The sequence below is a fragment of the uncultured Thomasclavelia sp. genome (assembly GCF_944324745.1).
Taxonomy (GTDB): Bacteria; Bacillota_I; Bacilli_A; order Erysipelotrichales; family Coprobacillaceae; genus Thomasclavelia.
Window position 1 is genome coordinate 1 of record NZ_CALUXO010000006.1, and the last position, 6,118, is coordinate 6,118.

Sequence of the window (6,118 nt, forward strand, 5' to 3'; positions counted from 1 at the left end):
CAGCTTGTTATATTCCCGATCTTTAAATGGTCAAAGTTGATGATTTAAAAGAATATATGTTATTAGTTCATATGATTTTATGTGTTCAATAGCTAAATGAAAAGTCTGAATAATTGAATTGAATTAATTATAGACAATTTCCGATTTAGCGATTAAAATTATACTAGATAGAAATATCTAGAAAGGTAGATGAAATAATGGCTAAAAAATTAGGATTTGGATTAATGCGGTTACCATCTTTGGATCCTGACGATCCATCTAAAATTGATTTAGAGCAGACAAAACAGATGATAGATACTTTTTTAGAACGTGGGTTTACATATTTTGATACTGCTTGGATGTATTGTGGTTTTAATAGTGAAAACGCTGCTAAAGAAGCTTTAGTAGATCGTCATCCTCGTGATAGTTTCACTTTAACAACTAAATTACATTCAAACTTTATTAAAACCAAAGAAGATCGGGATAAAGTATTTAATGAACAGTTAGAAAAAACTGGTGTAAGTTATTTTGATTATTATTTATTACATGATATTAATACTCATAGTTTGGAAGTTTTTGAAAAACTTGACTGTTTTAATTGGATAATGGAAAAGAAAGAACAAGGATTAGTTAAACATATTGGTTTTTCTTTCCATGATGGTCCTGAATTATTAGATAAAGTTTTGACAGAACATCCTGAATTTGAATTAGTTCAATTACAAATCAACTATTTGGATTGGAATAGTGCCGGAGTTCAATCACGTAAATGCTATGAAGTAGCAACAAAACATCATAAACCGGTCATTGTTATGGAACCAGTTAAAGGTGGTACTTTAGCTAAAGTTCCTGAAAATGTTGAAACAATGTTTAAAGAATATCATCCGGATATGTCAGTATCTTCTTGGGCAGTAAGATTTGCCGCTAGTTTAGATAATGTAATGATGGTATTAAGTGGTATGTCTAATATGGAACAATTATTAGATAATACTGGTTATATGATGGATTTTAAACCATTGAATGATGAAGAATATAAAATTGTTGATCAGGCAGTTGATGCTATCAATGCTAATATTGCTATTCCATGTACGGGTTGTGCTTATTGTCTTGATGGTTGTCCAATGCAAATTCAAATTCCTAAGTATTTTTCATTGTATAATGCAGATTTACAGGAAGTTGAAGAAAAAGGATGGACACCTCAAGGTGAATATTATGCTAATTTAACTAAGACTTTTGGTAAAGCTAGTGATTGTATTGCATGTGGTCAATGTGAAAGTGTTTGTCCACAACACTTAACAATAATTGAATATCTTCAAGATGTTGCTAAACATTTTGAATAAGAAAGATCCAGAGAAATCTGGATTTTTTTGTGTTTTTATTATTTTAAACAATAAAAAAATATTTTTGAAACGTGGCTTTTTTTCATGATTCTAACCAAAAAGTTACCAGGATACTAAAAAGTGCCTTCTTACTTTAAAAAACATTTATTGATATGATGATGTCATCAAGGAGGTGACAATAATGAAATGGACAACTAATAATGATTATCAGGCAGTTTCTTCATATAAAAAAGTTTTGAAGAACGTATACAGTTGTGCTTGTGGCAGTGCTTGTGGTGCTGGAGAAGATGAAAAACCAGAAGAAACTCCAAGTGCTTGTGGTAGTGCTTGTGGCGCTGGTGAATAATAGCTCACTACACAATTATTGTGTAGTGAATTGGTAATGGAAAGGGGTTTTAGATGAAAGAGTATTTTGCATATCAGTGGCATATTACTGATTATTGTGACCAAAGATGTAAACATTGTTATATTTTTAGTGAAAATCAAGATATTGAGTTATTAGAAACACCATATGATCAAGTAGTAGCGACGTTAAATGATATTGAAATTATGTGTCAAAAAGATGGGAAAATACCATATATTTATTTAACTGGTGGTGATCCTATTTTACATACGCGATTTTGGGATATTATGAACTTATTTAAAAAACATCAGATTGCTTTTACTATTTTAGGGAATCCATTTCATCTAAATGATGAAATTTGTCGAAGACTAAAAGCTGTTGGTTGTTTAAAATATCAGTTATCATTAGATGGATTAAAAGAAACCCATGATTATTTTAGAAAACCAGGTTCATTTGATTGGACACTTGAAAAAATAAAATGTTTAAAAAAAGCCGGAATTAAAGTGGCCATTATGACAACCGTTTCGGGAACTAATATCCATGAAATTCCAGATTTAATCGATTTAGTCGTTGAAAATAAGGTCGATATCTTTGCTTTTGGTCGTTATTGTCCTACTAGTTTAGAAAAAAGTACTCATATTGAACCTTTGGAATATAGACAATTTTTAGATATCTGCTGGAAAAAATTTGAACAGAATCAAAACACTCAGACTTCGTTTAATTTGAAAGATCACTTATGGACGTTGTATCTTTATGAAAAGGGTCTTTTAGAAATACCAGAAAATCTTGATGCTAATACTATATATGATGGTTGTCATTGTGGTAGTCATCATATGACTATTTTACCAGATGGCAAGATTTATTCTTGTCGTCGTATGGAAAGTGAAGTCGGAAATATTAAAGATAAATCTTTATATGAATGGTTCCATGATCAAAAATACGATCAGTATCGACAGTATCATAAATTTGAAAAATGTCAAAAATGCGAATTGTTAAGATTTTGTCGTGGTTGTCCGGCTGTAAGTTATGGTTATAGTCATAATATGTATGCCCCTGATCCACAATGCTGGAAGGAGGTTTAATAATGCTGGCGGTTGTATTAGATAAAAGTTGCAGTAGTGAGAAAATGACTTTTAAACAAATACCGGTTCCAACTGTTAAGCTGGGATGGGTTTTAATCAAAGTTAAGGCTTTTGGATTGAATCATTCTGAAGTGTTATTAAGACAATTTGAAGTTGATCAGGATTATATTAATAAACCGATAGTACCGGGAATTGAATGTGTTGGTGAAATTGCTGATCCGTCCAACAGTAATTTTAAAGTTGGAGATCGGGTAATTGCTTTGATGGGCGGAATGGGACGCAGTTTTAATGGTAGTTATAGTGAATATGCGCTGTTACCAATTAAAAATGTATTTAAGGTCAAGAGCCAATTAGCATATAAGAAGCTGGCTGCCATTCCGGAAACTTTTTTTACTGCTTATGGTGCTCTATTTGAATGTTTAAAAATTAAGGCAGATGAAACGCTGTTAATTCGCGGGGCAACCAGTGCTCTAGGAATAGCAGCCATTCAATTAGCTAAAGCTAATAACTGCCAGGAGATTGCTTCAATTAGAAATAAAAATAAAATAGATTGTTTAAAAAAATGTGGTGTAGATAAATTTGTTTTAGAAAATGAAGATTTTGAAACTTTTATTAAACAAGACTATCCTTCAGGGGTTGACAAAGTTTTAGAATTGATAGGGCCCAAAACGTTATTACAGTCAATGCGCATTACTAAAAAATATGGTATTGTCTGTCAGGTAGGTATTTTAGGTGGTAAGTATGTGTTAAATAATTTTGATCCGATCAAAGAAATTCCTAATAGTGTGTATTTAACTTCTTTTTATAGTAATTCTCCAACTAAAGAGGTTATTGATGAGATGTTTTCTTTTTTAGAGACAAAAAATATTCAACCTATTATTGGAAAAGTTTATCCTTTTAATAAAATTAAAGAAGCTCATTATGATCTTGAAAACCATTTAGTAACGGGTAAAAGTGTAGTAATTGTAGCTAAATAATGATGACGTTTGTTACAAGTTAATAAACGTTTTTTTATTTCTTAATTTAGGAAATATTTAGTATTAAATTCCGCATTAAACCGTTGATTTTGACCAGTAAAACTCGGTAAAATGTACCTCGTAAGTAACAAATAAGTAACAAAAAATCAGGACTTTGGAACCCTGATTTTTATAATTTCATTGTATAAATCTTCAATAACAGTATCTGTGTAAGTATCAAAAGTTAGATCCTTAAATTTATGACCTAGAATACGTTTTCTTGCAAATATATCTACACCGTATGTTTGGCATAATGTTGCAAATGTATCGCGGGTATCATGTATAGTGTGTTGCATGTTCAATTTTTTCATAAGCCCATGAAAAAGAGTACTATTAAATTTACTATAGCTTGTATCGATTATTCTTTTACCAGATTTTAGTAGTACTCTTTTAACGTATTGCTCTATAAAAGGGTGAATAGGAATAACACGATTTCTGCCGGCTTCAGTTTTAGATCCAGCAACTAGATAAGGTGTTTTCTTCTCCAAATATATATTAGTTCTTTTTATATTTAATAATTCACTTGCTCGTAATCCAGTAAAAATATAAATCAGTACAATTTTAGCGACTTCGCTGCCATCTTCTATTAAAGAAATTATTTCATCATCAGTAAATGCATAATGTTTTTCGCTTTTTGAAGGCTTACCGCATTTTATATATTCTGTATAATTATTATCGCGAGTAATAAACTGATGAATAACTGCATATTCAAAAACCTTAGAACACAATACTTTCATTTTAACTTTTGTGTCATAACTAGTTTTATCTTTGTCAAATATATCTTGTAAATCTGCAAGTGTTATAGTTGATATTTTTCTATTGTGAATAGATTTAAAATGTTTTATCCATGATCTGTAACCAGCAGCTGCAGATTTAGATAGTTTTGATAAATCTTCTTCATATATAATATCAAAAATTTCTTTAAATGTAGGAAGGTTCTTTTCACGCTGATCAACCAACTTTTGGAAAACATCTGGTGCAAGGGCACTCGCTTCTTTATCTGTTATGGTCTTTTTGTTTGTCAATCTATAAAGCGTTAAAGCATCATCTGCTTCCTGCCATGTTTCAAAGGTACCTATTGAAACCTGAATTTGATTGCCAGTTAATGTATCATAACCAGTTGTTACTTTAGCGCAGTATGGCCTTCTTCTTTTACCGGACAATTTTACTACTGTACCGGCTTTGTTTGGTCTGCGTTTAAATATTTGCTTTCTAGCCATAATTAAAACACGTCCTTTCAATTGTCATTTGCCTTGAACGTGCTCTTATGGTAAAATTGAGTACGTAAAAGGACTTTTGCAAGTTAATTTTACATTAGTGCATTGCCAGTGCACTTGAGACTTCACTGTTGCCAGCAGTGGAGTTTTTTTTATTGATTAAAATTGCTTCACCAAGAATTTTATCAAATTTTTTTGGTAGTTATGTTTTTTAAACTTACACCCCATTTTTGAGGTTCGTTTTTAACAAAATCACCTAGTTGATCCAATGTTTTGTTATTTAGCATTTTTAAATTTAAATTTACTGTATATCTACATTCTAAATCGAAACATAAGCAATATTTTGTATTAACTATATCTGAAAATGTAATATCAATTGATGTATTTAATTTATCTTGATTATCTCTAAGGGGTAGACATTGATATTTATCATCACCTAAATTCTCTCCTCTATATACGAAAGTAACTATAAAATTAAAATCTTTATTTACTTCTATCATAGATGTGGAATCATAACTTACCATTGTAACTAAAGGTGATTTTGATGATGATTTAATTTCTACTGCTGAAGCTTCTGCTCTACCCGTATTTTTTATTTTTAATTCAACTATCAGCATACAATTATCATTTGTGATAGCAATATCAGTCACATCGCAATGAAAAATAGGTCTATATTGCATTGCTAAGTCTTCGCGCCTTTTATTATCGTTATCTTTTATTGTCAACCAAACACCAGCTAAAGTTGTTATCCCGCCGATAACAGCACCAAAGAAATTTATCCAGGTATCTTTATTGGATTCGTCTATAAATCCTAGTCCAAAGGGATTAGGAGTATTAACTAGCCAATTAATAGCAAATGAAGAAATCATTAACATTAATATAAAAATTACTATAAAGCCAATAAAATAAATAATGATTTTTAATAATTTGTTTTGTGTTATCGATTGTTTAATGGTTTTTGATAACTTCGTTATGCAGCTCAATAGCGTTTTCTCCCTTTTCTGTTAATTTTTCATCCTTTAGATATCCGTTATCTGTTAAAAATTCCTTTTCTTTACTAAATTGAATACCATATTTATATTCAAAATATGATGGAATCCTTTTTCTATTAACATTCTTAATCCAATAGAGCATATACACGTGT

7 protein-coding genes are annotated in these 6,118 nt (G+C 30.5%); 4 read left to right on the top strand and 3 right to left on the bottom strand.

The window, feature by feature from the left end; all coding sequences use genetic code 11:
- The first annotated feature begins 197 nt into the window (after positions 1–197).
- The 4 genes from Q0K54_RS00555 to Q0K54_RS00570 all read left to right on the top strand — a co-directional run bounded on the left by Q0K54_RS00555 (position 198) and on the right by Q0K54_RS00570 (position 3,718).
- Positions 198–1,316 (top strand): aldo/keto reductase, encoded by a 1,119-nt coding sequence (locus Q0K54_RS00555; protein ID WP_294577863.1) that lies wholly within the window; start codon positions 198–200, stop codon positions 1,314–1,316.
- A gap of 181 nt (positions 1,317–1,497) precedes the next feature.
- Positions 1,498–1,662, top strand: a complete 165-nt coding sequence (locus Q0K54_RS00560; protein ID WP_294577865.1) for a hypothetical protein — start codon at positions 1,498–1,500, stop codon at positions 1,660–1,662.
- Positions 1,663–1,715: 53 nt separating this feature from the next.
- The gene (acgM, locus tag Q0K54_RS00565; protein ID WP_294577867.1) at positions 1,716–2,741 is read left to right on the top strand and encodes a radical SAM/SPASM domain protein, ACGX system; all 1,026 of its coding nucleotides are present in this window, start codon (positions 1,716–1,718) and stop codon (positions 2,739–2,741) included.
- A 2-nt stretch (positions 2,742–2,743) separates the two neighbouring features.
- Complete coding sequence (locus Q0K54_RS00570) at positions 2,744–3,718, top strand: zinc-binding dehydrogenase (RefSeq protein WP_294577869.1); 975 nt, start codon at positions 2,744–2,746, stop codon at positions 3,716–3,718.
- Between the two features lie 146 nt (positions 3,719–3,864).
- Here the strand turns inward: Q0K54_RS00570 and Q0K54_RS00575 are convergent, their stop codons facing one another.
- The 3 genes from Q0K54_RS00575 to Q0K54_RS00585 all read right to left on the bottom strand — a co-directional run.
- Positions 3,865–4,977: a tyrosine-type recombinase/integrase gene (locus tag Q0K54_RS00575; protein WP_294577871.1), complete on the bottom strand. Its 1,113-nt coding sequence runs from the start codon at positions 4,975–4,977 to the stop codon at positions 3,865–3,867.
- A gap of 182 nt (positions 4,978–5,159) precedes the next feature.
- The gene (locus Q0K54_RS00580; protein WP_294577873.1) at positions 5,160–5,957 is read right to left on the bottom strand and encodes a CvpA family protein; all 798 of its coding nucleotides are present in this window, start codon (positions 5,955–5,957) and stop codon (positions 5,160–5,162) included.
- A partial coding sequence (locus tag Q0K54_RS00585) for a hypothetical protein (protein ID WP_294577875.1) occupies positions 5,923–6,118 on the bottom strand: 196 nt, incomplete at its 5' end. The genes Q0K54_RS00585 and Q0K54_RS00580, both read right to left, overlap by 35 nt.

What these genes read in the sequence shown, in the direction of transcription:
- Q0K54_RS00555 (WP_294577863.1), top strand. Translation starts at nt 198, where the DNA reads ATGGCTAAAAAATTAGGATTTGGATTAATGCGGTTACCATCTTTGGAT.
- Q0K54_RS00560 (WP_294577865.1), top strand. Translation starts at nt 1,498, where the DNA reads ATGAAATGGACAACTAATAATGATTATCAGGCAGTTTCTTCATATAAA.
- acgM (WP_294577867.1), top strand. Translation starts at nt 1,716, where the DNA reads ATGAAAGAGTATTTTGCATATCAGTGGCATATTACTGATTATTGTGAC.
- Q0K54_RS00570 (WP_294577869.1), top strand. Translation starts at nt 2,744, where the DNA reads ATGCTGGCGGTTGTATTAGATAAAAGTTGCAGTAGTGAGAAAATGACT.
- Q0K54_RS00575 (WP_294577871.1), bottom strand. Translation starts at nt 4,977, where the DNA reads ATGGCTAGAAAGCAAATATTTAAACGCAGACCAAACAAAGCCGGTACA.